The sequence below is a fragment of the Saccharopolyspora mangrovi genome (assembly GCF_035320975.1).
GTDB lineage: Bacteria > Actinomycetota > Actinomycetes > Mycobacteriales > Pseudonocardiaceae > Saccharopolyspora > Saccharopolyspora mangrovi.
Genome location: NZ_JAWLNX010000013.1, coordinates 99,992 through 123,035, shown reverse-complemented (window position 1 = coordinate 123,035; position 23,044 = coordinate 99,992). Strand labels below are relative to the sequence as shown.

Below are 23,044 nucleotides of genomic sequence, written 5' to 3'. Positions count from 1 at the left end.
CGGAACGCGCTGGGATCACTGCTCCGAGACGCTCACCGAAGCGAACTCTTCGGCGGTCAGCGGAGAGGTCACCAGACCCTGGACGCGGGGGCTGGTCACGATCGCCGGCGGCGAGTGCGACAGCGGAACCGCGGGCAGGTACTCGGACATCAGCTTGCGGTTGATGTCCTGGTACATCGTGGTGCGCTTGCCCTCGTCCGGCTCGGAGTCGGCCGCGCGCAGCTGCGCCGCCAGGTCCTCGCCCCACGGCGAGCCCGCGGTGTGGAAGCGGTTGGTCGGCGTGCCGAAGAACGTGCCGATGAAGTTGTCCGGCGTGTTGTAGTCACCGGTCCAGCCGAGCAGGAAGATGTCGGCCTTGGCGTTGTCGACGTCGTCGATGTAGCCGCCGTTCCACGGCTTGCTCACCGGGTTGACGGTGATGCCGGCTTCGCGCAGGTCCTCGGCGAGAGCGTTGTAGATGCCCTGCGGGTCCGGCATGTAGGGCCGGGTGACCTCGGTCGGCCAGTAGAAGTTCACCGTCAGGTTCGACGCGCCCGCCTCGGCCAGCAGCTGCTTGGCCTTGGCCGGGTCGTGCGGGTACTGCTGCACGTCGGGCGCGTAGCCGTCGACGTTGTCCGGGTAGAACTGGCTGGCCACCGAGGCGCCTTCCGGCAGGTTGGCCTTGACCAGCGTCTCCCGGTCCACCGCGTGGGCGAGCGCCTGCCGCACCTTGAGGTTCTGCAGCGCCGGGTTGTTCTTCTGGGTGATGCCCAGGTACATGATGTTGAACGGGTCCCGGACCTGGACGTTGTTGCCCGCCTCGCGCAGCGCCTTGAGGTCGGCGGCGTTGGGCAGGTCGTAGCCGTCGATCGAGCCCGACTCCAGCTCCTGCTTGCGCACCGTCTCGTCCGGGATGATCCGGAAGATCAGCTCGTTGACCTTGGTCTTCTCGCCCCAGTACTGGTCGTTGCGGACCAGCTTGATGGTGCCGTTGGACTGGTCGTAGGAGTCGAACTTGAACGGCCCGGTGCCGGTCGGGTGGGCCTTGGCGTACTCGGGGTAGACGAAGCTGTCGCCCTGCGCCTGCACGTCGTTGGCCTTGTACTGCTCCATCGCGGTCGGCGACTGCATGCTGAACGACGGAAGCCCCAGCAGGTCGGGGAACTTCGAGGTCGCGCGGGTCAGGTGCACCACCGCGGTGCCCGGATCCGGGTTCTCGCAGTTCTGGAACAGCGAGGGCGCCTTGCCGTCCGCGAAGCCGCCGAAGTTCTCGATCCAGTAGTAGGACAGCGCGTTGTTCTGCCCCGCCCCGGTCTGGTTGTACCAGCGCTGGAAGTTCTTGCAGACCGCCTCGGAGTTGAAGTCCGTGCCGTCGTGGAACTTCACGCCGCTGCGCAGCTTGAACGTCCAGGTCTTGCCGTCCGGGGTGTGCTCCCAGCTCTCGGCCAGGGCCGGTTCGACGTCGACCGATCCGGGCTTGAACCCGACCAGGCCCTCCATCATCTGCCGCGTGACGCGGAAGGTCTCCCCGTCAGAGGCGTAGAAGGGGTCGAACAGGTCTGGAGCGCCGGCCGCACCGAAGGTGAGGGTGCCGCCTTCTCCGCCGCCGGCCCCGCGCTCGGATTGCGCGCAGCCCGCCAAGGACGCAGCAGTCGCGAAGGCGATTCCGACGGTGATGATCCGACGCAGAGAGCGGGTTCCGCTTCGCCGCACCGATGGAGCTCTACTCATTGGATTTACCCACCCGTTTGTGTCCATAGGCAGCAGAGTTCCGTGAGAGTAGCCCTCGAAAGGAGGGGAATGGAACATTCAAGGTTACGATTCCGCTACTTAGGCATCCCTTAGCGAATGGGGAGCAATCCGACAAAGGAGGGAACTTGTCAGAACTGCGAGATCTCCGCTAAACGCGGGCGAATAGAGGAATGAATCGTCCGAGTCAAGACTCTGGCGAGTAGTTTCCTCAACATGAAGACGGCGCCTGACCTCCCGGGAAACCGAGAAGAAAGGCGCCGCTCCGCCGAGTATTGAATTGTTCGCGCTGAAACCTACTCGCCGACTACATCGAACGCCGACCGGACAGCGCCCGGCCGAGCGTCAATTCGTCGGCGAACTCCAGGTCGCCACCCATCGGAAGTCCGGAAGCGAGTCGCGTGACGTTCAGGCCCGGGAAGTCGCGCAACATCCGCACCAGATATGTCGCGGTCGCCTCGCCCTCGGTGTTCGGGTCCGTCGCGATGATCACCTCGGTGATCTCGTCGGTCCCGATCCGCGTCAGCAGTTCCCGGACCCGGAGCTGATCCGGGCCCACGCCCGACAGCGGATCCAGCGCACCACCGAGCACGTGGTAGCGGCCCTTGAACTCGCGGGTGCGCTCCACCGCGAGCACGTCCTTGGGCTCCTCCACCACGCACACCAGCGTCTTGTCCCGCCGGGCGTCCCGGCAGATGCGGCAGGTCGTCTCCTCGGAGACGTTGCCGCAGACGTCGCAGAACACCACGCCCTCCTTGACCTGCTGCAGGACCTCCTGCAACCGGGTCACGTCCGCCGGCTCCGCGGCCAGCAGGTGGAAGGCGATGCGCTGCGCGCTCTTCGGACCGATGCCGGGAAGCCGTCCCAGCTCATCGATCAAATCCTGTACCGGACCCTCGTACACGTCGACTCGCCCCGGATCACATACCCGGCAGGCCGAGGTCGCCCAGGCCGCCGCCCAGGCCGCTCGTCAGCGGGCCCATCTTCTGCGCCTGCAGTTCCTGCGCGGCCCGGTTCGCGTCGCGGACGGCCGCCACGACCAGGTCCGCCAGCGTCTCGGTGTCCTCCGGATCGGCCGCCTCCGGGTCGATCACCAGGCCCTTGAGCTCTCCGGAACCGGTGACCGTCGCGGTCACCAGCCCGCCGCTCGCGCTCCCGGTGACCTCCGCCTCGGCGAGCTCCTGCTGCGCAGACATCAGCTGCTCCTGCATCTTCTGCGCCTGTTCCATGATCTGCTGCATGTTCGGCTGGCCACCTGGCTGCACCGTTGACTCCTCCTAAGCCTGGCTCGCACCCCAAGCTCGGGGCACAAGTCCAGCGTAGAGGTTCCGGCCTCCTTCCTCTGAACTCACCTTGATTCCCGTGCGAGTCTCAGGTTCTTGGTCGTCGTCACGCGACGTGAAAAGGTGCTCATGTGACGCTGGAGATCTCGCGGCTGCTGGAACTGACCACCTGGCGGGCGTTCGACGTGGCCGACGACGGGCGGGTGCTCGCGGGCTGCGACGAGTCCGGATCGGTGCAACTGGTGGAGCTCGCCGAGGACCGGCGCACCGAGCTCACCGCGCTGCCCGGCGCGGTGACCGGCCGCTACCTGCCCGGCGAGCGCGCCGTGGTGGTGCAGCACGACAGCGACGGCAACGAGCGCGGCCAGCTCTCGCTGCTGCGGCTCGACGACCGACGCAGCAGGCCCGCACCACTGTCCGAACTGGAACCGCTGGTCCGCGACCCCGACCACGTTCACCGGCTGCTCGACGTGCTGCCCGGGCGCATCGTCTACGCCACCAACCGCCGCAACGGCGTCGACTTCGACGTGGTGGTCCGCAGCGTCGTCACCGGCGAGGAGCACGTCGTCCACGACGGCGGGGGCATGGTCTCCGAGGTCTCGGTCTCCCCCGACTCGCGGTTCGCCGCGATCACCGTCCCCGCCGCGAAACCCCTCTCCGACCAGGTTCTCCTCGCGAACACGATGCCCGAGACCGGCGCCGACCGGTTGCGCGAGCTCACCGGCCGCGACCTCGCCGCGCGCCACCTGCACCCAGGCTGGCGAGCCGGCGGGCTGGTCGTGACCAGCGACGCCGGGCGCGACCGCACCGGGATCGCCGGGCTCGACCCGCGCACCGGCGAACACCGCTGGCTGGTGACCTCCGAGTCGCACGACCTCAGCGGCCGGCTGTCGCCGAACGGCGAGACCCTGCTGGTGACGACCGCCGTCGACGGCTCGCACCGGATCGCGCTGCACGACGCCGGAACCGGCGAGCACCGGATGGACGTCGCGCTGCCGACCGAGGGCTGGTGCGGCTACCCGCTGCCGGAACCCGTCTGGTCGCCGGACTCGCGGTTCGCGGCGCTGTCGTTCAGCTCCCCCACCACCCCCGGTGACGTGCTGCTCGTCGACACCGCCACCGGAACCTGCAAGCCGCTCACCTTCTCCGCCGCGCAGCTGGCCGGGGAGGTCGTCGCCGAGCCCAGCGTGCACCGCGTTCCCGCGCGCGACGGCCAGCACATCCCGTGCTTCCGCTACTCGCCCGCTTCGCCGGACGGGTCGGCGGTGCTGATCATCCACGGCGGGCCGGAGAGCCAGTCGGTGCGCGCGTTCAACCCGCTGGTGCAGGCGATGGTCTCCCGCGGCCACACCGTGCTGGTGCCCAACGTCCGGGGCTCCACCGGCTACGGCAAGCGCTGGTACTCCGCCGACGACGCCCGCAACCGGCTCGAATCCGTCCAGGACCTCGCCGACCTGCACCGATGGCTACCGTCGGTGGGCCTGGACCCGTCCCGCGCGGCGCTGTGGGGCGGTTCCTACGGCGGCTACATGGTGCTCGCGGGGCTGGCGTTCCAGCCGGAGCTGTGGGCGGCGGGCGTGGACGTCGTCGGCATCTCCTCGCTGGTCACGTTCCTGGAGAACACCGCGCCCTACCGCCGCGCCCACCGGGAGCGCGAGTACGGCAGCCTCCGCGCCGACGCCGACTTCCTCCGCGAAGCGTCCCCGCTCAACCGCGCGTCCGCCATCGCCGCACCGCTGTTCGTGCTGCACGGCGCGAACGATCCCCGGGTGCCGCTCAGCGAGGCCGAGCAGATCGTGGGAGCGGTGCGCGCCAACGACGTCCCGTGCGAGTTCCACGTCTACCCCGACGAGGGCCACGGGCTGGCGAAGCGCCCGAACCGGCTCGACGCCTACCCGAAGGCCCTGACCTTCCTGGCGCGGCACCTGAGCTGATTCAGCCGTCGATGCGGCGAGCGCCCAGCTCCCGCTCGAAGAGCTCGACGGCCCTGGCGTCGGGATCCGGACCGACCGCGGCACCGGCCTCCATCGGCGAGGACTCCGCGAGCATCGACTCCGCGTCCTCCTCGTCCGGTGGAGCGGGCTTGCGCTGCGGTTCCGGCGGCGGCGGGACGTCGTCCGGCGGCGGAGGTTCCTCGTCCGGCGGTTCCGGCGGAGGCGGGATGTCGTCGGGCTCCGGCGGGCGCGGGACCGAACCACCGCGCGTGCCACCGGGATTGCGCTGCTGAGCGGCACCGCCGACCTGCCCGTTGCCCGCTTGGCCGCCGGTCTGGCCGTTGCCGGTCTGGCCGTTGCTCGACGGGTTCGGCTCCGGCGAGGGCTTCTCGGCCGCGGGCTGCTGCGGCTGGGCGGGTGCCTCCCGGCGCTGCGGCGGTTGCGGCGGCGGCTTCGGCGCAGCGGCCGGACGCACGGGCGGGGCCGCCCCGGCCTCGACGCACTGGATGTCCCACTCGCCGCCGACGACCTCGCGCAGCGCCTCCCGGACGAAGTCCAGGCGTCGCTGCTGCGCGAGCTGCTTGACCAGCCCGGACGTCGGCATCGACAGCACCAGGACACCGTCGTTGAGGTCCTGCACGGTGGCGTTGAGCAGCAGCGCCTGCGTCGGCCGGTTGCGCTTGGCCACGCCCTGCAGCACGTCGGTCCACACCCGGCGCACGGCGGCGGCGTCGAACCCGCTGGGCGCGGCCGCTGCGGGCTGCGCGGGCGCGGGCTCGGGTTCCGCCGGGCGCTGCGGCTCGGCCGGGCGCTGGGGTTGCGGGGCTTCCTGCGCGGCAGAGCGTTCCGGCGCGGGCTCGGGCGCACGCGGAGCCGGTTTCTCCTGCGCCGCAGGGGTTTCCGCGGGCTTCTGGGGCTGGGCGGGCGGCTCGGGCTGCGGGGCGGATTCGGCAGCGGCCCGCTCGTGCGGCCGCTGGAAGACCCTCTTGGGCTTGTCGTCGTCGCCCGGGACAGCCGCCGGTGCACCGGTTTCCGCGGCCGGGGCCTCTCCCGGCGCGATGGTCATCCGGCGCTCGACGCGCTCGATCCGTTGCAGCAGAGCGGTTTCCGCGTCCGACACCGCGGGCAGCAGCATCCGCGCGCACAGCAGTTCCAGCAGCAGCCGCGGCGCCGTGGCGCCGCGCATCTCGGAGAGTCCGGTGTGGACGATCTCGGCGAACCGCGACAGCGTCGCCGCGCCCAGCTGCTCGGCTTGCTGCTGCATGCGGGTCAGCTCGTCGCCGGTCGTCTCGACCAGGCCGCGGTCGCCCGCGTCCGGCACCGAGTTGAGCAGCACCAGGTCGCGCAACCGGTCCAGCAGGTCGGAGCCGAAGCGGCGCGGGTCGTGCCCGGCCTCCACCAGCCGCTCGACCGTGCCGTACACCGAGGCGGCGTCGCCCGCCGCGAGCGCGTCGACCATGTCGTCGATCAGCGCGACGTCGGTGACGCCGAGCAGCGCGACGGCGCGCTCGTAGGTGACGCCCTCTTCGCCGGCCCCGGCCAGCAGCTGGTCGAGCACGCTCAGGGTGTCGCGCGCGGAACCGCCACCAGCCCGGATGACCAGCGGGAACACCGCTGGTTCGACCTTCACGCCCTCGTCGGCGCAGATCCGCTCCACCAGCTCGCGCATCACGCCCGGCGGCATCAGCCGGAACGGGTAGTGGTGCGTCCGGGACCGGATGGTGGTCAGCACCTTGTCCGGTTCGGTGGTGGCGAAGACGAAGATCAGGTGTTCCGGGGGCTCCTCCACGATCTTCAGCAGGGCGTTGAAGCCCTGCGTGGTGACCATGTGGGCCTCGTCGATGATGAAGATCCGGTACCGCGACTGGGCCGGCGCGAAGAACGCGCGGTCGCGCAGCTCGCGGGTGTCGTCCACACCACCGTGGCTGGCCGCGTCGAGCTCGACGACGTCGACGCTGCCGCCGCCCTCGGGGGCGAGCGCCACGCAGGAGTCGCATTCGCCGCACGGGTCCGGAGTCGGACCCTGGGCGCAGTTCAGCGACCGGGCCAGGATGCGCGCGCTGGAGGTCTTGCCGCAGCCACGAGGCCCGGAGAACAGGTAGGCGTGGTTGATCCGCCCGGCGGCCAGCGCGGTCCGCAACGGCTCGGTGACGTGTTCCTGCCCGGCGACCTCAGCGAAGGTCGCCGGACGGTACTTGCGGTAAAGGGCGAGCGCCACGGTCGGAACCCTACGCGGTCGGACTGACAACTCGGACCAGGGTGAGCTTCCCCTGAAAAGTAAGGGGACCCCGTGCACCCGTCAGAGCCCGCTTACCCTTGCTGCCTTCCGGCCCTGGGGGAGTTCACAGGATGGACGCCGCACGAGGTCCACGGACAGTGTACCCAGACGGAGAACGGCTTTGCGAAGCCGGGGCCCGCGACCTGAGTCACCAGCGGAACCCGCTGCTCATGCCCCCTATCCGCTTCGCCGAAAGGCCCTGCTAGGCTTCCGCACGGAGGATTGGCCGAGCGGCCTAAGGCGCACGATTGGAAATCGTGTTGGGTTAATAGCCCTCACGGGTTCGAATCCCGTATCCTCCGCAGGTCAGAGGCCCGGAAGCAAGTTCGCTTCCGGGCCTCTTGCATGTCCAGTCTCAGTTTTCGTCTCAATAGGCCCTGTCAAGCCAGCCCGCAGGCGGACTGGACCCACTACGTCAGACTGCGCGCACGGCCAGTAGACCCGTCGCCACCCTGCTCTGGCTAAAGGTCACGGTCGCGCCGTGACTTGGGGTCGCCGGAGGTGTGCAGGTCGGCGCTCTCCATCGCGGTCCAGTATCGGTTGGCATCGCCGATGGCCGTGGCCAGCCTGTCGCTGAGATCGGCCAGATGCGTTCCCGCGATTCGGAGTTTGTCGGCGGGGTGATCGCTGGTCGCCGCCCGTTGCATCTCGTGTCTGTCGAAGCCCCCGACCTGGTCGGCCAGCACGGAGCTGAGGTGGCCAAGCTCCATGAGCGTGCCGACGATCGCGGAGCCGAAGGCGTAGAGGTCTTCAGGGATGTTTGCGGGGTCCTGGCCTGCTGGGTCACCGCGACCGCCACTGCGTCACGCGCTTGGTGCAGCGCTTCCAGGGGATGTTCCGCTTCTGAAATAGGATGTCTCCTCGCTGATCTTGCCGAGCCCACGGCATCATCGCCGCCCCTGTCGGGGCTCGCCGTGGTTGATCACCGCGGGGGTGCAGCCACGCTACGGGATCACACTCGCCCCAGCCCTGCAAACATCTCAGTGTCGGCCAGCTCCCCCACCGACGCGCGAAGGTGGCGAATGAGCTTCCGCTCAGACGAAGGCTGGCAGGTGTGCACACCGGGCGGCACCCAAGCTTGTGCCCTGGGCTATGGCCGCTATGGCTACTCAGATGCCTGGTCATCGCGGCCAGGTGCCTCTAGCCAGCCCTCTAGACCTAGAGAGCTTGAGGTCTAGGTCTAGAGGGCGTGCACAGTCATCGCTGAGATGCGTTGCTAGCCGCGATGCGGACTCGAACCGGGCCGGATCGCCGCCGTGGACATCGGTCTGGAGAGGCCGTCTCACGCGGCGCCGAGATCGCTGTAGAGACGCTGAACGGGCGGGGTCAGTATCTCTGGACCCCTGACCCCTCACAGGCGATCTGAGCCGGGCCATCTTCGGCTCAGTTTTCGTCTCAGTCTCAGGCGGGATCAACGCCCCCCACTGTTCCAGCAATTCCCCTCACCAGGGGTTTTGCACGGAAGGACACCCCTTGAGACCCCGGGGAGTGGAATTGGAAATCGTGTTGGGTTAATAGCCCTCACGGGTTCGAATGCCGTATCCTCCGCTCGCGAAGAGCCCCGGACCACGCGGTCCGGGGCTCTTTCTCGTCGTTGCCGGGCCGAACGCCCCTGTGCAGCGCACCGCCGCGGCCGCACGCTCCAGACCTGGGGAACGTGCCGAAGCGGAGCGGAGGCGGCTGTCGTGGGAACGACGATCGAACAACTGCGGGAACAGGTCCGAGGCCCGGTGACCACGCCCGGCGATCCCGATTACGACGCGGCCCGGCGGGTGCACAACGCCATGATCGACCTGCGCCCGCAGGCCGTGGTGCGCTGCGCCAACACCGGAGACGTCAGCTCGGTGATCGACTTCGCGCGGGACAACGGGGTGGACCTGGCGGTGCGCGGCGGCGGCCACAGCGTTCCCGGCTTCGGCACCTGCGAAGGCGGCGTGGTGGCCGACCTGTCCGGGATGCGCGGTGTGCGCGTCGACGCCGGTCGGCAAACCGCCCGCGCGGAAGGCGGCGCGACCTGGGGTGACTTCAACGCCGCCACGCACGCATACGGACTGGCCACCACCGGCGGCATCATCTCCACCACCGGCATCGGCGGGCTCACCCTCGGCGGCGGCATCGGGTACCTCGCCCGGGGTCTCGGGCTGTCCTGCGACAACCTCATCTCGGCCGACGTGGTGCTCGCCTCCGGCGAGATCGTGGTGGCCGACGAGCTGAACAACCCCGACCTGCTGTGGGCACTTCGCGGCGGGGGCGGCAACTTCGGCGCGGTGACCTCGTTCGAGTACCGGCTCAGCCCGGTGCGCGAGATCTACGGCGGCCCGATCTTCTTCGACATCGAGCACGCGACGGACGTGCTGCGCGGGTTCCGCGACGTGATCGCCAACGCGCCCGAGCAGCTCGGCGGCTTCCCGGCCTTCCAGATCGCCCCGCCGCTGCCGTTCATCCCCGAGCACCGGCACGGCGTTCCGCACGTCGCGGTGGTGACCTGCTGGTCCGGGCCCGTCGAAGAGGGGCCGGACGCGGTGGCGGCGCTGCGCGACCTGGCACCGGTGGTCGCCGAGCACGTCGGCCCGATGCCGTACCCGGCGCTCAACGCCGCCTTCGACGCCCTGGTCCCGCCCGGTCTGCAGCACTACTGGAAGGCGAACTTCGCCACCGAGCTGACCGACGAGATGATCGCCGCGCACGTCCGGCACGGGCCGCGCGTGCCGGTGGTGAACTCGACGGTGCACATCTACCCGATCGACGGCGCCTGCCACCGGGTCAGGCCGGACGAGACGGCCTTCGCCTTCCGGGACGCGAACTTCGCGACGGTGATCGCGGGGATGTGGCCGGACCCGGCCGACAACGAGGCGAACATCGCGTGGGTCCGGGACTACTACGCCGAGACCGCTCCGCACTCCGAGGAAGGCGGCTACATCAACTTCATGGCCGCCGACGACCAGGGGCGCGTCAAGGCCAACTACCGGCAGAACTACGACCGCCTCGCCGAGACCAAGCGGCGCTACGACCCGGACAACCTGTTCCGCCTGAACCAGAACATCGTCCCCTGACCCCGGTCGACGCGACCGGGCGAGTGAAGCGCTCAGGTGCGCGGGCGGAACTCGCCGCGGGTTCCGAGCACCGCTCGGAACTCCTGCTCGGGTACTGCGGGCGAGAAGAGGAAGCCCTGGTAGTGGTCAACACCCAGGGCGGCCAGGACTCCCAGCTGTTCCCGCGTTTCCACGCCCTCGGCCGTGCACACCATCCCCATCGCGTGAGCCATGGTCGTCACGGCCTGCGCCACGGCGTGGTCGGCGGCATCCGCCGCGATGCTGGTGACGAATCGGCGGTCGATCTTGATGATCTGGGCCGGCAGGTCCCGCAGACGGGCCAGCGATGAGTAGCCCGTGCCGAAGTCGTCGATGGCGAACCGGGCCCCCCGTTCGACGAGGAGCTCCATCGCCGCCTGGTGGTGCGGCCGCAGATCGACCAGGTCCGTCTCGACGAGCTCCAGCACCACCCGGTTCCAGTCGAGCCCGGACTCGGTCACCGCCTCGTCGACGGCCTCCACGAAGTTCTCGTCGCCGGGCACCAATCCCGACAGGTTGATGCTGACCGGCAGTGGGCGGCCGCCCACGAGCGGCCAGTCGGCGACCTCCCGCAACGCCGTGCTCAGCACCCACCGGTCGAGGTCGGGCAGCAATCCGCCACGGCGTGCCGCGGGCAGGAAGTGACCGGGTCCGAGCAGGCCGAACCGGGGGTGCTGCCACCGCGCGAGAGCCTCCGCATGATGGACGGCGCCGTCGGCCGTGACGATCGGCTGGTAGTGCAAGACCACCAGGCGCACGATCCGGAACTGGTACTCCACGGGAACGGGATCGCGCTGCTCGGCGAGCGGTGCCAGCGAAGCGCGCACCACCTCGCGATCTTCGGGGAGCACCGCGTCGACGTAGTCCTCCAGCGTCAACATCCGACCTGCGGGAACACCGAGCAGCTCGTGCGAGACCTCCGACAACGCGACCAGGTCGGTGGCCGGGTCCCACTCCCACGTCCCGATGCGGGCAGCGCGCTGCACCTCCTGGAGGGAAGAGGCTTCGACGCGAGCGGCGCTCTCCGTGTCGGCCAGCGCCGTGAGCCGGGCGTCGGCGGACTCCGCGCCCGCCACCTCATCGGACACGTCGAGCAACGCGGTCACGAGGAACGCCCGGTCTTGGTCATGCGGCCAACTCAGGCACCGCACCCTGGCCGCACCCGGCCCCGCAGGCACAGCACCGGCCCCTGCCGCACCGCCAACTCCCCACCAGCACCGACGCGGGCTGATCGAACAGCTCCGCCGCCTGCTGCGTGACGTGGACGATGTGCCCATCCGCGTCCGTCAACACCGCCGGAGCCTCCGGGAGCGGCAGCGACTGCTTCTGGATGCGCTCGCTCATCTCTTCGCGGTCGTCTCCCCATGCGCCAAGACGTGCACAGCGATGTGCGTGAGGTCAGCGGCGGCACCAGGCCGCCTCATCTGCGGGCCCCGATCGCGTGAGCGGGAACAACCGCAACCCGCCCCAGCCTAGCCGCGAGGAACTACCACCGCTTTCGACCACGGAGGACGTGACCCTTCGGAGAAGACGGCACATCGGCGTCGGGAGCGCTGGACACCGGTACTGCCTCTCGGTAATATCCTTTAGACCTAAAGGATTCTGATGAGGAGATCAACTGTGGGTCGAATCGTGCTCGTCACCGGCGGCGGGAGCGGACTGGGCAAGGCGGTGGCCGCACGGTTCCGCGCGAGCGGTGACACCGTGATCATCACCGGGCGGAACGCCGACCGGCTCGCCCGGACGGCAGCCGAGATCGACGTCCGGCCGATCACCTGCGACGCAGCGGACCCCTCGCAGGTGGCGCAGATGGCGGACGAGCTGGGCCCGGACCTCGACGTGCTGGTCAACATGGCGGGCGGCAACACCGACCTGGACCGGCCCGAAGCGCAGAACCCCTCGCTCGAGCAGGTGATGACCGCGTGGCGGGCGAACCTGGACGCCAACGTGCTCACCGCGGTGCTCACCACCACGGCCGTCCTCGACAAGCTTCGACCCGGTGGCTCCGTCATCACCGTCGGTTCCATCGGCGCCGAGCACGCGGCGAGCTCGTACGGTGCGGCGAAAGCGGCGCTGGCGGCGTGGACCGCAGGGCTGTCGTCGGAAGTGGGCCCCCAGGGGCTGACGGCCAACTCGATCGCCCCCGGCTACATCGCCGAGACCGACTTCTTCCGGGGAAAGCTCAGCGAGCAGCGGCGGACCGCGCTGATCGACGCGACCCACAACGGGCGAGCAGGGCACCCGAGCGACATCGCTGAGACGACCTTCTTCCTGGCCTCCGAGGGCGCGCGCCACATCACAGGGCAGACCTTGCACGTCAACGGGGGCGCCCACACCACCCGGTGAGCCGCCACCAGACGCGCTCGAACACAGCGGGGGTTTGGAAGTCCGACGCACGCAAAAGGGCCGGCTCCCGAACGGGAACCGGCCCTTTGCCGAGCGGTAGCGGTGGGATTCGAACCCACGGTGGCTGTTAACCACACGCGCTTTCGAGGCGCGCTCCTTAGGCCGCTCGGACACGCTACCGCCGATAAGGCTACCGGCCGCCTGCTCGATCCCTGCAAAGGGGGTCCACCTCGGCCCGGCGAGGAACGTCTTCCCTGGTCACCGGCGCTCAGGCGCCGGGAGGGGTGGAGCGGTGGGTGGTGAAGAACGATTCCAGGAGGGCTGCGGACTCGTCGGCGAGGACGCCGCCAACGACCTCCGGGCGGTGGTTGAGGCGGTTGTCGCGGACGACGTCCCAGAGCGACCCGACTGCTCCGGTGCGGGGTTCCCAGACGCCGAAGACGACTCGCGCCACGCGGGACAGCACCAGCGCCCCGGCGCACATGGTGCACGGTTCGACGGTGACCGCGAGCGTGCAGTTCTCCAGCCGCCAGCCGTCGCCGTGGGCCTTGGCCGCGGCGCGCAGGGCGAGGATCTCGGCGTGCGCGGTGGGATCGCCGTCGGCTTCGCGCTGGTTGCAGGCCTCGGCGAGGACCTGGCCGTCGGCGTCGGCGACGACGGCTCCGATGGGCACATCCCCTGTGGACGGTGCGTGCGCGGCCACCCGCAACGCGGCCCGCACCAGCTCGACGTCGCCGGCGCGGGCCTCGGTGGTGTTCACCGGTACATCTTCTCCAACAGCTTCGAGAAGTCGTCGCCGAACCCGCAGCGCTGGGCGATCATCTCCAGCTGCTCGTCCGGGTAGAGGTCGACCTCCTCGATGATGACCAGCAGCTCGCCCTCGGGAAGGCCCAGGTCGGACAGGACCGCGAGGTTGCCCTCCGGCCAGACCTCCTCGTCGTCCTCATCGGGAGGATCGATGCGCAGCAGGTCGAGCACGTCCGCGGCGATGTCGTAGTCCAGCGCCGCGGCGGCGTCGGACAGCAGCAGGTCCACACCTCCGGGAACCGGCCTGATCAGCACGAAGAACTCGTCGTCCACATTGCACATTCCGAACACCGCGCCGGTGGAACGCAGCTCGCGCAACGCCGTGATCGAGGCGTCCAGGCCGGTCAGCACCGAGTTGTCCATCGCGCTGCACCGCCACCGCCCGTCCTCGCGCACCACGGCGACGGCGAAGCCTGCGACCGGCTCCTGCACCGTCATGGAGACACCGTAAAGCGTACGAAGGCCACCCGAAAGCACTATTGCGGTTGTCGTAACCATCTGGGGTCGGATTGCGCTCAACCGGGTGCGTGCGAAGCGGCTTCGTCGGGCAGGATGGACGGATGCGTGCCGTGTGCGTGATCGGACTGGGACTCATCGGCGGATCCGTGCTGCGGGCCGCGTCCGGAGCCGGGCGCCCCGCGTGGGGTGCCACCGCGTCGGAGGCGGATGCCGCAGCAGCTCGCGACGAGGGTTTCGAGGTGCTCGAAACCGGCGCCGCGCTGCGACGGGCAAAGCAGGAGGACGCGTTGGTGGTGATCGCGGTGCCGCTGACGGCGGTCCGCGAGGTGCTGCGGGCGATCGCCGAGAACCACCCGGGTGCCTGGCTCACCGATGTGGTCAGCGTGAAGGACCCGGTCGATTTCGAGGTCCGCAAGCTCACCCCGAACGCCCGCTACGCCGGAGGTCATCCGATGGCGGGAACTTCGGCCTCCGGTTTCGCGGCCGGCTCGGCCGAGCTGTTCCAGGGCGCGGCCTGGGCGGTGACGATCGAGGAGGCCACGACGATCGAGGCGTGGCGCGAGGCGGCGCAGCTGGCGCTGGACTGCGGCGCCCACGTCGTGCCGACCGGCGCGGCCGCCCACGACGACTCGGTGGCCCGGATCTCGCACCTGCCGCACCTGTTCGCGGCCATCCTCGCGACGGTCGGCGCGGACGGCGGCCCGCTGGCGCTGTCGCTGGCGGCGGGCTCGTTCCGGGACGGAACCCGAGTGGCGGGCAGCGACCCGGAGCTGGTCCGCGCCATGACCGAGGGCAACAAGGCGGCGCTGCTCGACGCGGTCGACGACGCCCTCGGCCGGCTGGGCGCCACGCGCGGTTCCCTCGCCTCCACCGGCGGCCTGAAGTCCACACTGGATTCCGGCCACGAAGCCCGCGAGCGCCTCGACGCGCTCACCACCGGCGAAGGCACCACCACCTCCACGGTCCGCCTCCGCCCAGAAGCCCTCCCGCGCCTCCGGGACCTCGGCGAACTCGGCGGCCGAGTGACCGGGATCGAAGAGGACCAGGCAACAACCCAAATCCCCATCACCTGACCAACCTCAGGCGAGCACCGGAGGTGCTTTCGCAGCACCCCACCTGAGCCGCTGACACCGCCAAGAGCACCCGAAACGCAAAGAAGAGGTCGCCCTGTGCGTTGGGGCGACCTCTTCTATGCTGCGCTGCGACCACTGGTGGGGACGGCTCTCGCCTGGTCCCGCCGCCAGCCTCGGCCGGAGCGCCGGTGTCTTGAGTTGTCCTACTGGCCGGGTTCCGGCGGGGGCTGCTCCTCGCCTCCGCCGACGAAGCCCTTGCCCTTCTCCACCGCCTGGTCGACCTGGTCTTCGTGACCGAACTTGTCCTTGGCCATGTCGCCGGCCTTGTCCATGCCCTGCTCGACCTTGTCGCCGTGTTCTTCGCCCAGGCCCTGCAGCTTGTCCTTGAAGTCTCCGAAGCCCATCATGCTCCTTCCCAGGCCTTGTGGAAAAGGCTTGTCGCCTGCTCCCGGCGAAGCTAAGCCCCCTCGCCCGTTCCTGCTCAGCGCAACGCCCCGCCGAGGCACATCCCTTGACTCCTTCGAGTGATGTCTTGTGCGCGCGCCTCCACGGGGCTACCTTGAAGTGACCCGGTGACCAGATTTGCAATTCTGGTCAAGGAGTCACGGAGGACGCCCATGACGCAGCCAGCCGACCGAGCCGACCGCATCCTCGACGCGGCGGCCGAGCTCATGGTCCGGCTGGGCTACCGCAAGGTCACCATCGACGACATCGCCCGCCGCGCCGAGATCGGCAAGGGCACCGTCTACCTGCACTGGCGCACCAAGGAGCAGCTCTTCGAGGCGCTGATCATGCGCGAGTCGATCGGCGTGCTGACCGAGCTGACGGAGGCGATGCGGGCCGACCGCACCGAGGTGCTGCCGCACCGGTTCTTCCGCCGCAGCTTCCTGCTCGCCATGCGCGACCCGCTGATGAAGGCCCTGGTCACCGGCGACACCGAGCTGCTCGGCAGCGTCAAGCGGTCCGCGCACCTCGGGCAGACCCAGCGCTTCAGCGACCGCTACCGCGAGCTCATCTTCAAGCACCGGCTGCTGCGCGATGACGTGCCGGACGTGTACCTGGCCGTCACCGCGACCGCGACCGGTTTCCACCTCACCGACAACATCAACCCGGACTTCGCCGCCCTCGACGTCGAGGCCAAGGCTGACGCGCTGGAGCACACGATCCGCAGCGCGTTCGAACCGGACGGCGATCCCGATCCCGAATCGCTGGCCACCGTCGCCGACGAGATCGGGAGCCTCTTCGACGAGCTCAACGCGCAGTTCCGGGAGTGGATCTACACACCACCGCGCAGCGGCTGAGATCCGGCCGCGATTGGGGGCACGACATGACCGCACTGGCCGACACCTGGGGGATCAACGCGGCGCAGTTCTGGCTGCGCGGCGAACGACCCGACCGCGAGGTCCGCTACGACGAGACGACCGGCATGTGGGAGGTCCACGGGTACCCGGAGATCCTGCGGGCGCTCAGCGACCCGGCGACGTTCTCCTCCCACACGCAGCGGCTGATCCCGGAGGCGAGCGGGTTCACCGAGGGCAACCTGACCCAGCTCGACCCGCCGGACCACCAGAAGCTGCGGAAGGTGGTCAGCCACGCCTTCACGCCCAAGGTAGTCGCCGACCTGGAACCGCGGATCGCCGAGCTCACCCGCGAGCTGATGGACCGGATGCAGGGGCGCGCGGAGCTGGTCGTCGACCTGGCCTACCCGCTGCCGGTGACCGTGATCGCCGAGCTGCTCGGGGTGCCCGCGAGCGACCGCGATCAGTTCAAGCGGTGGGTGGACGGGATGTTCAACTCCACCAACAAGGTCTCGATCAAGGACCGCTCCCCGGAGGACGAGGAGTACTTCGCCGAGGCGATGGCGCAGGTCGGCGAGCTCACCGCCTACCTGGCCGGGCACGTCCGCGAGCGCCGCGCGAAGCCGCGCGAGGACCTGCTGACCAAGCTGGTGGAGGCCGAGGTGGACGGCGTGCGGCTCGGCGACGCCGAGATCACCAACTTCGGCATGGTCCTGCTGGTCGCCGGGCACATCACGACCACGATGCTGCTGGGCAACACGCTGCTGTGCCTGGACGCGCACCCGGACCAGTTCGAACGGGTGCGGGACGACTGGTCGCTGGTGCCCTCGGCGATCGAGGAATCGCTGCGGTTCCTCAGCCCGTTCGCGGCCGTGTCGCGGGTGACCGACGAGGAGACCGAGCTCGGCGGGGTCCGCATTCCCGCCGATCAGCTGCTCCTGCTGTGGATCGCGGCCGCGAACCGGGACCCGCGGCAGTTCGCCGAGCCGAACGCCTTCGACGTCACCCGCGACCCGAACCCGCAGCTCGGCTTCGGCCGCGGCATCCACTTCTGCCTCGGCGCTCCCCTGGCCCGCCTGGAGGGCAAGATCGCCCTGAACCTCCTGCTGGACCGCTTCCCGCGACTGCGCACCGACCCGGACGACACCCCGCAGTTCCTCCCCAGCCCCAACATGACCGGCGTCAGCAAGCTCCCCCTGCTGCTGTAGGAAACCGCTGGCCGTCGTGCCGCGCGGATCAATAGTCTGCGCGGCATGAGCAACACCACGGATGCGTTCACCGCTCGGTTGCGCGAGCTCGGGGCCCACGGCGAGGTCGTCGAGTTCGAGGTCGAGCTGCCCACGGCTGCGGCGGCGGCCGAGGAGTTGGGCTGCGAGGTCGGGGCGATCGCCAACAGCCTGGTGTTCACCGCGGACGGCGAGCCGCTGCTGGTGATCGCCAGCGGTGCGCACCGAGTGGACACGCGCGGGCTGGAGCGGTCGCTCGGGATCCGCAAGATCCGGCGGGCCAGCCCGGAGTTCGTCGTGGAGGCGACCGGGCAGCCGGTCGGCGGGGTCGGCCCGGTGGGGCATCCGCAACTGATCCGGACGGTGGTGGACCGCGGGCTGGCCTCGCACCCGACGGTCTGGGCCGGGGCCGGGGCCAAGCACGCGATGTTCCCGACGAACTTCGACGAGCTGCTGCGGATCACCGGCGGATCCCCGGCCGACGTCGGCCGATCCTGAACGCCACCGTCAGGGGACGCTCTGGACCTCGTGTGCACGCGAATCGGCCGACACGCCGGTGGGTGCAGGTCCAAACCACCCGTTCGGATTCCGAATTCACCACTCGTTGTGACAGTACATTAAGATCTTCCATCCGCCAGTCGGATTAAGCTGCGGAAAACTACAATTCGGCCCGCGAACACTTTTCGGTGACGTCCAGGCGATGAATCTGCGGCCGCCGAGGATGGCAGGTAAAAATTGATCTGCCTGGCTACGGGTCAGCCAGATCCGTGATTCATGCCAGATAATCCGATCCGGAAGGACACACAATTATGCGTTCGCTGTCTCGCACCATTGTTGTCGGAGCCCTCTCCCTGCCCCTCGCCTTCGCCGGCGTCGGCCTCGCGGCCGCCGAGGACGACACGTCGAACTGCGACGACTTCTCCTGCGCCTATGTCTCGGACACGGACACTTCAGTGGAGGACGACTCCACCTCCAGCCTCAACTTCGGCATCGCGGGCTGAGCTCTTCGAGACTGAGGTCCCGCCGGCCACACCCGGCGGGACCTCACCACGTTCTCTCACCGGATTATCCTCGGAAAGCCGCGCGATAAGAACTCGGAGACACCCCGAGCCCGGCTTGCAGGTGCTGGCGGAGTGAAGCTGCGGCTCCGAAGCCGGTTTCTGCGGCAATTTTCTCGACCGGCAGGTCTGTTTCCTCCAATAGTTGCCGCGCGCGCTCCACCCGTTGCCGGGTCAGCCATTGCAGCGGAGAAATGCCGACTTCTTCTCGGAAACGGCGGGTGAAAGTGCGCACGCTCAGCGAGTCCTGCGCTGCGAGTTCACGAAGCGTGAGCGGCCGGTCGAGGTGTTCTATCGCCCACGCGCGCGCCCGCGCGGTCGTCGAGACCTGCGGCTCCGGAACCGGGCGGCGGATGTACTGCGCCTGGCCGCCCTCCCGGTGCGGTGGGACGACCGTGGTGCGCGCGACCTCGTTGGCCACCGCGGCGCCGTGATCGCGCCGGATCAGGTGCAGGCACAGATCGATGCCGGAAGCCTCGCCCGCCGAGGTCAGCACGTCCCCGTCGTCGGTGTAGAGCACGTCCGGCTCCAGCTCGACCTGCGGGAACAGCCGGCGGAAGTGGTCGCAGGACTTCCAGTGCGTGGTCGCCCGCCTGCCGTCGAGCAGCCCGGCGGCGGCCAGCACGAACGCCCCGGTGCAGATCGACGCGATCCGCGCGCCGTTCGGGATGCGGGCCAGCGCTGCGGCGAGGTCCGGCGGGAGGCGCCCTTCGGTCTCGGTCTCGTCCGGCTCGTGGCTGGCGGGCAGGACCACGGTGCGCGCGTCGGCGAGCGCCTCCGGCCCGCGTTCGACGTGGATCGGGAAGTCCGCGTCGGTCCGGATCATCCCGGGGACGAGCGCGCAGGTCACGACCTCGTACAGCGGTTCACCGGTCGAGGACCGGGCACTGCCGAACAGCTGGTGCACCAGGCCGAGCTCCATCGGCATCACGCCGTCGCGGACCAGCACCGCCACCCTCGTCGTCATGGCCCGATCCTTGCACATGTTGGCCATCGGGCCACTCGTGCCCGCCGGCGCCGAACCGCAGGGTGGGGCCATGCCTTTTCATCGAGCCTCGTGGGTCGCCGCCGTGACCGCCCTGGTGATCATCGGAGCCGGCGCCTGCGCCACGACCGCGGGACTGCTGGTGACGCCGCTGCACCACGAGTTCGGCTGGCCGCACGGCGCGATCAGCGCGGCTGCCTCGGTGAACCTCGTGCTGTACGGCTTGACGGCGCCGTTCGGCGTCGCCGCGATGGACCGCTTCGGCATGCGCCGGGTGGTCGCCGCCGCCCTGCTGCTGATCGCCTCCGGCGCGGCGCTGACGACGCTGATGGCCGCGCCCTGGCAGTTCGTCCTGGGCTGGGGAGTTCTCGTCGGGACCGGGTGCGGCGCACTGGCGACGACCTTCGCCGCGCTGGTGGCGGACCGCTGGTTCGCCGCCCGGCGCGGCCTGGTCGCGGGCGTGCTCACGGCCGCGACGGTGTTCGGCCAGTTCGCGCTGCTGCCGGTGTTCTCGCTGCTGGTCGACGTCGACTGGCGCGCGGCGACCGGTGCGCTGGTCGCGGTCTCGCTGCTGGTCGCGCCGCTGGCCTGGGCGGTGTTGCGGGACCGTCCCGCCGACGTCGGCCTGCTGCCCTACGGCGCGACTCGCCCGGAACCGCCAGCCGCATCCCCGTCGGTGGCTCGCGCGGTGCGGGCCGTCCCGCTGCGCAGCGGCGCGTTCTGGCTGATCGCAGGCACTTTCGCTATCTGCGGCGCGTCCACCAACGGCATCATGTGGACCCACTTCACCCCGGCTGCCCACGACCACGGCATGCCGACCGGGGTCGCGTCCTCGCTGCTGGCGGTCATCGGCGTGGTCAACGTGCTCGGCACGGTCGGGTCGGGCTGGCTCACCGATCGCCTCGACCCGCGCCTGCTGCTGACCGGCTGCTACGCGCTGCGCGGCATCTCTCTGGCGCTGCTGCCCGGCCTGTTCGGGCCCTCCGCGCATCCCGGGATGCTCGCGTTCGTCGTGGTGTTCGGCCTGCTCGACGTGGCCACGGTCCCGCCGACGATCGCCCTGTGCCGGGAGCTCTACGGCTCCGACGGCCCGATCGCCTTCGGCTGGATCAGCGTCGCCCACCAGCTCGGCGCCGGAACCCTGGCGCTCCTCGGCGGCCTCACCCGAGACCTCACCGGTACCTACACCCTCCTCTGGCCCGCCGCAGCCACCCTGTGCCTGGCTGCAGCGGCGCTCGCCACCCGGATCCCCCACCCCGCCGAACCCCCCGCTCGGGCGACCTGCGCGCCTAGCCCAATCGGGCGGTGAAGACGTGGAGCGCGAAAGGGGCTCGACCGGAGCGCCCGAGGGCGGCTACAGTGCTGGTATCGGCTCTTCAAGAGCTTGCCAAGGATTGCCCGCGGTGCTGCCACCGCTCTCCTTAAGTGGATCGGCCCTTGGAAGCTCTTGGGGAGCCGATCTCTTTGCTGCAGCCCGTGCACGGGAACCAGTCGTTCGTCCGGACGAGCTCGTATCGGGGCATACTCCTGATCCCCATCGGGATCGCGCACGAATCACGCTTTCGGATCTGAGGCCAGATCTTCAGCAGGTACGCGGACTCGACGTAGCCGAACTCACCAGCAGGCCAAGTGGCCGCCTTGAGGAAGCCCCCGTACAGGTCCGCTGCCTGACTTTCGACGTAGCTGCGAGCAGAAACCCAGCGAAGCCCCTGCTCCAAGTGAAACGGGACGCGCTCATCCTTCGTCGCTTCTCGCCGGATGTCAGCGTCGGTCGTCCGGTGGTCGTGCCCCTTGACGTGCCCGAAACGCGTCCACACCCGCGGATTTCCCTTCCAGTCACGTGCGGCCCACAGCACGGACTTGTACGTCTGGTAGGCGACGTAGTTGTAGAACAGCGTGGGATCGTCACGGTAGGTGCCCGGCCAGAGCTCACCTTTGATCGCGTACACGTAGCAGACGCGCAGGCCTTCGACAGCACCGAGAACTTCTGCCGCTCGCCGCCGCCGATCATGGGTCTTGACGTGATCCTTCCACGACATCACCGCAGACTCCGGCACTCTGAAGTCACGCCTGAGCAGCCCGATCGCCTCGCGCGCGTTGGCAACGCCGTCGTCATCCAGAACGATCGCGGCCATGCCGAAGATCGGACTGGAACTCGCTGATGCGCCCCGGTCGCCGGTCTCGTCGATGTAGGCATGAACACGGGGCGCACTCGACATGGACGCAAGGATACGATCAATATCACTGTGCGTGATCACCTCTGTTCGAGTGATCTTGAACCGAACGACGGGGCGATGCGAGCGCCCGGTGCGGGGCCCGCATCGCCGTTGTGGTCAGGCGGCCTTGTTCATGCCGCCGTCGATGATGTGGTCGGCGCCGGTGATGTTCGCCGCGCGCGGTGACGCCAGGAACGCGACGAGGTCGGCGATCTCCTCCGGTTCGCTGACCCGGCCGCTGGAGATCGACATCATCTCCGGCAGCAGCCGATCCATCACGTCCTCCCGCGTGGTGCTCGCCTGATCGGCGAACACGTCCGCGAACGCGCCCGGGTCCGTCCACATCGGAGTGCGCACGGGACCGGGAGAGACCGTGTTGACGCGGATGGCGGGTGCGAGCTCCTCGGCCACGGCCTTGGTGAAGTTGCCCAGCGCTGCCTTCGCCGCGCAGTACGGCGCGATCATGCCCGCGGGCAGCCTGGTGTTCAGCGAGCCGATCGTGACGATCGCGGCTCCTGGACGACCGCGCATGGCGGGCACGGCGCTGCGCACGGCCCGCACCGCGCTGAACAGGGTCACGTCGAAGATCCGCTGCCACTGCTCGTCGCTGAACTCGTTGATCGACGCGGCGGGTTCGCTCGCGCCCACGTTGTTCACCAGGACGTCCACCCCGCCGTACCGGTCGACCGCGACGTCGATCAGCTCGGCGGCTCCGCCCGGCGAGGCGAGGTCGACCGGGACGAACGTCACCGAGCGCTCGGCGCACAGCCGCTCCAGCTCCTTCGTGGTGTTCCGCGCTCCCACCACGACGTGCGCCCCCTCGGCCGCCAGCGCGGATGCGGTGGCGAGTCCGATCCCCTTGCTGCCGCCGGTGATCACGCAGACCTTCTCATGCATGTTCAGCTCCATGACCACCACTGTGCGGTTCCGCGAACCCGACCGCTGGCGGATTTCGGGCATGACGGTCGGCTCCTTTTCCGCGCGTGGCATGACGCATCGCCGGTCTCGCCCGTATCGTCCAGTTATGCGTAACTCGAAACTCCGGATCGTCACGGCCGTCGCCGGCGCCGTCTTCGCGCTCGGCGCGACCGCCGGCTGCGACTTCGCCCAAGGCCCGCAGCAGGAGGACCAGCAGGAGCAGCAGGACGGCGACCAGCAGCAAGATGGCGACCAGCAGCAGGACGGCGAACAAGAGGGCGGCGAAGACGACAACTGACCGAGCCGGTGCGGAGGACCCGCAGTTCGCGGGTCCTCCGCGCCCCCCCGCGGGCCCCCCAGCCAG

Annotated in this window: 22 protein-coding genes, 2 tRNA genes and 1 other RNA gene; 11 read left to right on the top strand and 14 right to left on the bottom strand. The window is 69.6% G+C overall.

What is annotated here, in order from left to right:
- Positions 1-15: 15 nt before the first annotated feature.
- The 3 genes from R4I43_RS19365 to R4I43_RS19355 all read right to left on the bottom strand — a co-directional run bounded on the left by R4I43_RS19365 (position 16) and on the right by R4I43_RS19355 (position 2,969).
- Positions 16-1,710, bottom strand: coding sequence for an ABC transporter substrate-binding protein (locus R4I43_RS19365; protein WP_407691271.1), 1,695 nt, complete (start codon positions 1,708-1,710; stop codon positions 16-18).
- Positions 1,711-2,035: 325 nt separating this feature from the next.
- Positions 2,036-2,632 (bottom strand): recombination mediator RecR, encoded by a 597-nt coding sequence (recR, locus tag R4I43_RS19360; RefSeq protein ID WP_324267055.1) that lies wholly within the window; start codon positions 2,630-2,632, stop codon positions 2,036-2,038.
- A gap of 16 nt (positions 2,633-2,648) precedes the next feature.
- Positions 2,649-2,969 (bottom strand): YbaB/EbfC family nucleoid-associated protein, encoded by a 321-nt coding sequence (locus R4I43_RS19355; RefSeq protein WP_324267123.1) that lies wholly within the window; start codon positions 2,967-2,969, stop codon positions 2,649-2,651.
- A gap of 173 nt (positions 2,970-3,142) precedes the next feature.
- Here R4I43_RS19355 and R4I43_RS19350 point away from each other — a divergent pair, with 173 nt between their 5' ends.
- Positions 3,143-4,945, top strand: coding sequence for a S9 family peptidase (locus R4I43_RS19350; RefSeq protein ID WP_324267054.1), 1,803 nt, complete (start codon positions 3,143-3,145; stop codon positions 4,943-4,945).
- A gap of 1 nt (position 4,946) precedes the next feature.
- On the opposite strand, the gene R4I43_RS19345 is transcribed toward R4I43_RS19350, so the two are convergent.
- Positions 4,947-7,163 carry a DNA polymerase III subunit gamma and tau gene (locus R4I43_RS19345; protein ID WP_324267053.1) on the bottom strand — a complete coding sequence of 739 codons (2,217 nt, stop codon included), beginning with the start codon at positions 7,161-7,163 and terminating at the stop codon, positions 4,947-4,949.
- Between the two features lie 59 nt (positions 7,164-7,222).
- An RNA gene (gene ffs, locus R4I43_RS19340) (signal recognition particle sRNA small type) lies at positions 7,223-7,317 on the bottom strand.
- 122 nt (positions 7,318-7,439) lie between these two features.
- Here ffs and R4I43_RS19335 point away from each other — a divergent pair.
- A tRNA-Ser gene (locus R4I43_RS19335) sits at positions 7,440-7,525 on the top strand.
- Positions 7,526-7,684: 159 nt separating this feature from the next.
- On the opposite strand, the gene R4I43_RS19330 is transcribed toward R4I43_RS19335, so the two are convergent.
- Positions 7,685-7,909, bottom strand: a complete 225-nt coding sequence (locus R4I43_RS19330; protein WP_324267052.1) for a hypothetical protein — start codon at positions 7,907-7,909, stop codon at positions 7,685-7,687.
- A 999-nt stretch (positions 7,910-8,908) separates the two neighbouring features.
- Between R4I43_RS19330 and R4I43_RS19325 the strand changes: the two genes are divergently transcribed.
- Positions 8,909-10,276 carry an FAD-binding oxidoreductase gene (locus tag R4I43_RS19325; RefSeq protein ID WP_324267051.1) on the top strand — a complete coding sequence of 456 codons (1,368 nt, stop codon included), beginning with the start codon at positions 8,909-8,911 and terminating at the stop codon, positions 10,274-10,276.
- Between the two features lie 32 nt (positions 10,277-10,308).
- On the opposite strand, the gene R4I43_RS19320 is transcribed toward R4I43_RS19325, so the two are convergent.
- Positions 10,309-11,400, bottom strand: a complete 1,092-nt coding sequence (locus R4I43_RS19320) for an EAL domain-containing protein (RefSeq protein ID WP_324267050.1) — start codon at positions 11,398-11,400, stop codon at positions 10,309-10,311.
- Positions 11,401-11,914: 514 nt separating this feature from the next.
- On the opposite strand from R4I43_RS19320, the gene R4I43_RS19315 reads away from it, so the two are divergent.
- Complete coding sequence (locus R4I43_RS19315) at positions 11,915-12,640, top strand: SDR family NAD(P)-dependent oxidoreductase (protein ID WP_324267049.1); 726 nt, start codon at positions 11,915-11,917, stop codon at positions 12,638-12,640.
- A gap of 94 nt (positions 12,641-12,734) precedes the next feature.
- Here R4I43_RS19315 and R4I43_RS19310 read toward each other — a convergent pair.
- The 3 genes from R4I43_RS19310 to R4I43_RS19300 form a co-directional block, all read right to left on the bottom strand.
- Positions 12,735-12,820, bottom strand: a tRNA-Ser gene (locus R4I43_RS19310).
- Positions 12,821-12,908: 88 nt separating this feature from the next.
- Positions 12,909-13,400 carry a nucleoside deaminase gene (locus R4I43_RS19305; protein WP_324267048.1) on the bottom strand — a complete coding sequence of 164 codons (492 nt, stop codon included), beginning with the start codon at positions 13,398-13,400 and terminating at the stop codon, positions 12,909-12,911.
- On the bottom strand, positions 13,397-13,885 hold the full coding sequence (locus R4I43_RS19300; protein WP_324267047.1) for a tRNA adenosine deaminase-associated protein: 489 nt from the start codon (positions 13,883-13,885) through the stop codon (positions 13,397-13,399). The genes R4I43_RS19305 and R4I43_RS19300 overlap by 4 nt, the downstream gene beginning before the upstream one ends.
- Positions 13,886-14,007: 122 nt before the next feature.
- Between R4I43_RS19300 and R4I43_RS19295 the strand changes: the two genes are divergently transcribed.
- Positions 14,008-14,979 carry a prephenate dehydrogenase gene (locus R4I43_RS19295; RefSeq protein WP_324267046.1) on the top strand — a complete coding sequence of 324 codons (972 nt, stop codon included), beginning with the start codon at positions 14,008-14,010 and terminating at the stop codon, positions 14,977-14,979.
- Between the two features lie 203 nt (positions 14,980-15,182).
- Here the strand turns inward: R4I43_RS19295 and R4I43_RS19290 are convergent, their stop codons facing one another.
- Positions 15,183-15,383 (bottom strand): antitoxin, encoded by a 201-nt coding sequence (locus tag R4I43_RS19290; RefSeq protein ID WP_324267045.1) that lies wholly within the window; start codon positions 15,381-15,383, stop codon positions 15,183-15,185.
- A 213-nt stretch (positions 15,384-15,596) separates the two neighbouring features.
- Between R4I43_RS19290 and R4I43_RS19285 the strand changes: the two genes are divergently transcribed.
- The 4 genes from R4I43_RS19285 (at position 15,597) to R4I43_RS19270 (ending at position 18,504) form a co-directional block, all read left to right on the top strand.
- Entirely contained in the window at positions 15,597-16,280 is a 684-nt protein-coding gene (locus R4I43_RS19285; RefSeq protein ID WP_324267044.1) for a TetR/AcrR family transcriptional regulator, read from the top strand.
- Between the two features lie 26 nt (positions 16,281-16,306).
- Positions 16,307-17,485 (top strand): cytochrome P450, encoded by a 1,179-nt coding sequence (locus tag R4I43_RS19280; RefSeq protein WP_324267043.1) that lies wholly within the window; start codon positions 16,307-16,309, stop codon positions 17,483-17,485.
- A 45-nt stretch (positions 17,486-17,530) separates the two neighbouring features.
- A complete protein-coding gene (locus R4I43_RS19275; RefSeq protein WP_324267042.1) occupies positions 17,531-18,001 on the top strand; it encodes a YbaK/EbsC family protein in 471 nt (156 codons plus the stop codon).
- Between the two features lie 311 nt (positions 18,002-18,312).
- Complete coding sequence (locus R4I43_RS19270) at positions 18,313-18,504, top strand: hypothetical protein (protein ID WP_324267041.1); 192 nt, start codon at positions 18,313-18,315, stop codon at positions 18,502-18,504.
- 64 nt (positions 18,505-18,568) lie between these two features.
- Here the strand turns inward: R4I43_RS19270 and R4I43_RS19265 are convergent, their stop codons facing one another.
- Entirely contained in the window at positions 18,569-19,555 is a 987-nt protein-coding gene (locus R4I43_RS19265; RefSeq protein WP_324267040.1) for a GlxA family transcriptional regulator, read from the bottom strand.
- 43 nt (positions 19,556-19,598) lie between these two features.
- Between R4I43_RS19265 and R4I43_RS19260 the strand changes: the two genes are divergently transcribed.
- Positions 19,599-20,855, top strand: coding sequence for an MFS transporter (locus tag R4I43_RS19260; protein ID WP_324267039.1), 1,257 nt, complete (start codon positions 19,599-19,601; stop codon positions 20,853-20,855).
- A gap of 112 nt (positions 20,856-20,967) precedes the next feature.
- On the opposite strand, the gene R4I43_RS19255 is transcribed toward R4I43_RS19260, so the two are convergent.
- Entirely contained in the window at positions 20,968-21,765 is a 798-nt protein-coding gene (locus tag R4I43_RS19255) for a DUF3800 domain-containing protein (RefSeq protein WP_324267038.1), read from the bottom strand.
- A gap of 114 nt (positions 21,766-21,879) precedes the next feature.
- Positions 21,880-22,671 carry an SDR family NAD(P)-dependent oxidoreductase gene (locus R4I43_RS19250; protein ID WP_324267037.1) on the bottom strand — a complete coding sequence of 264 codons (792 nt, stop codon included), beginning with the start codon at positions 22,669-22,671 and terminating at the stop codon, positions 21,880-21,882.
- On the opposite strand from R4I43_RS19250, the gene R4I43_RS19245 reads away from it, so the two are divergent.
- Positions 22,670-22,978: a hypothetical protein gene (locus tag R4I43_RS19245; RefSeq protein WP_324267036.1), complete on the top strand. Its 309-nt coding sequence runs from the start codon at positions 22,670-22,672 to the stop codon at positions 22,976-22,978. The two genes, R4I43_RS19250 and R4I43_RS19245, sit on opposite strands and share 2 nt — an antisense overlap.
- Positions 22,979-23,044: the final 66 nt, after the last annotated feature.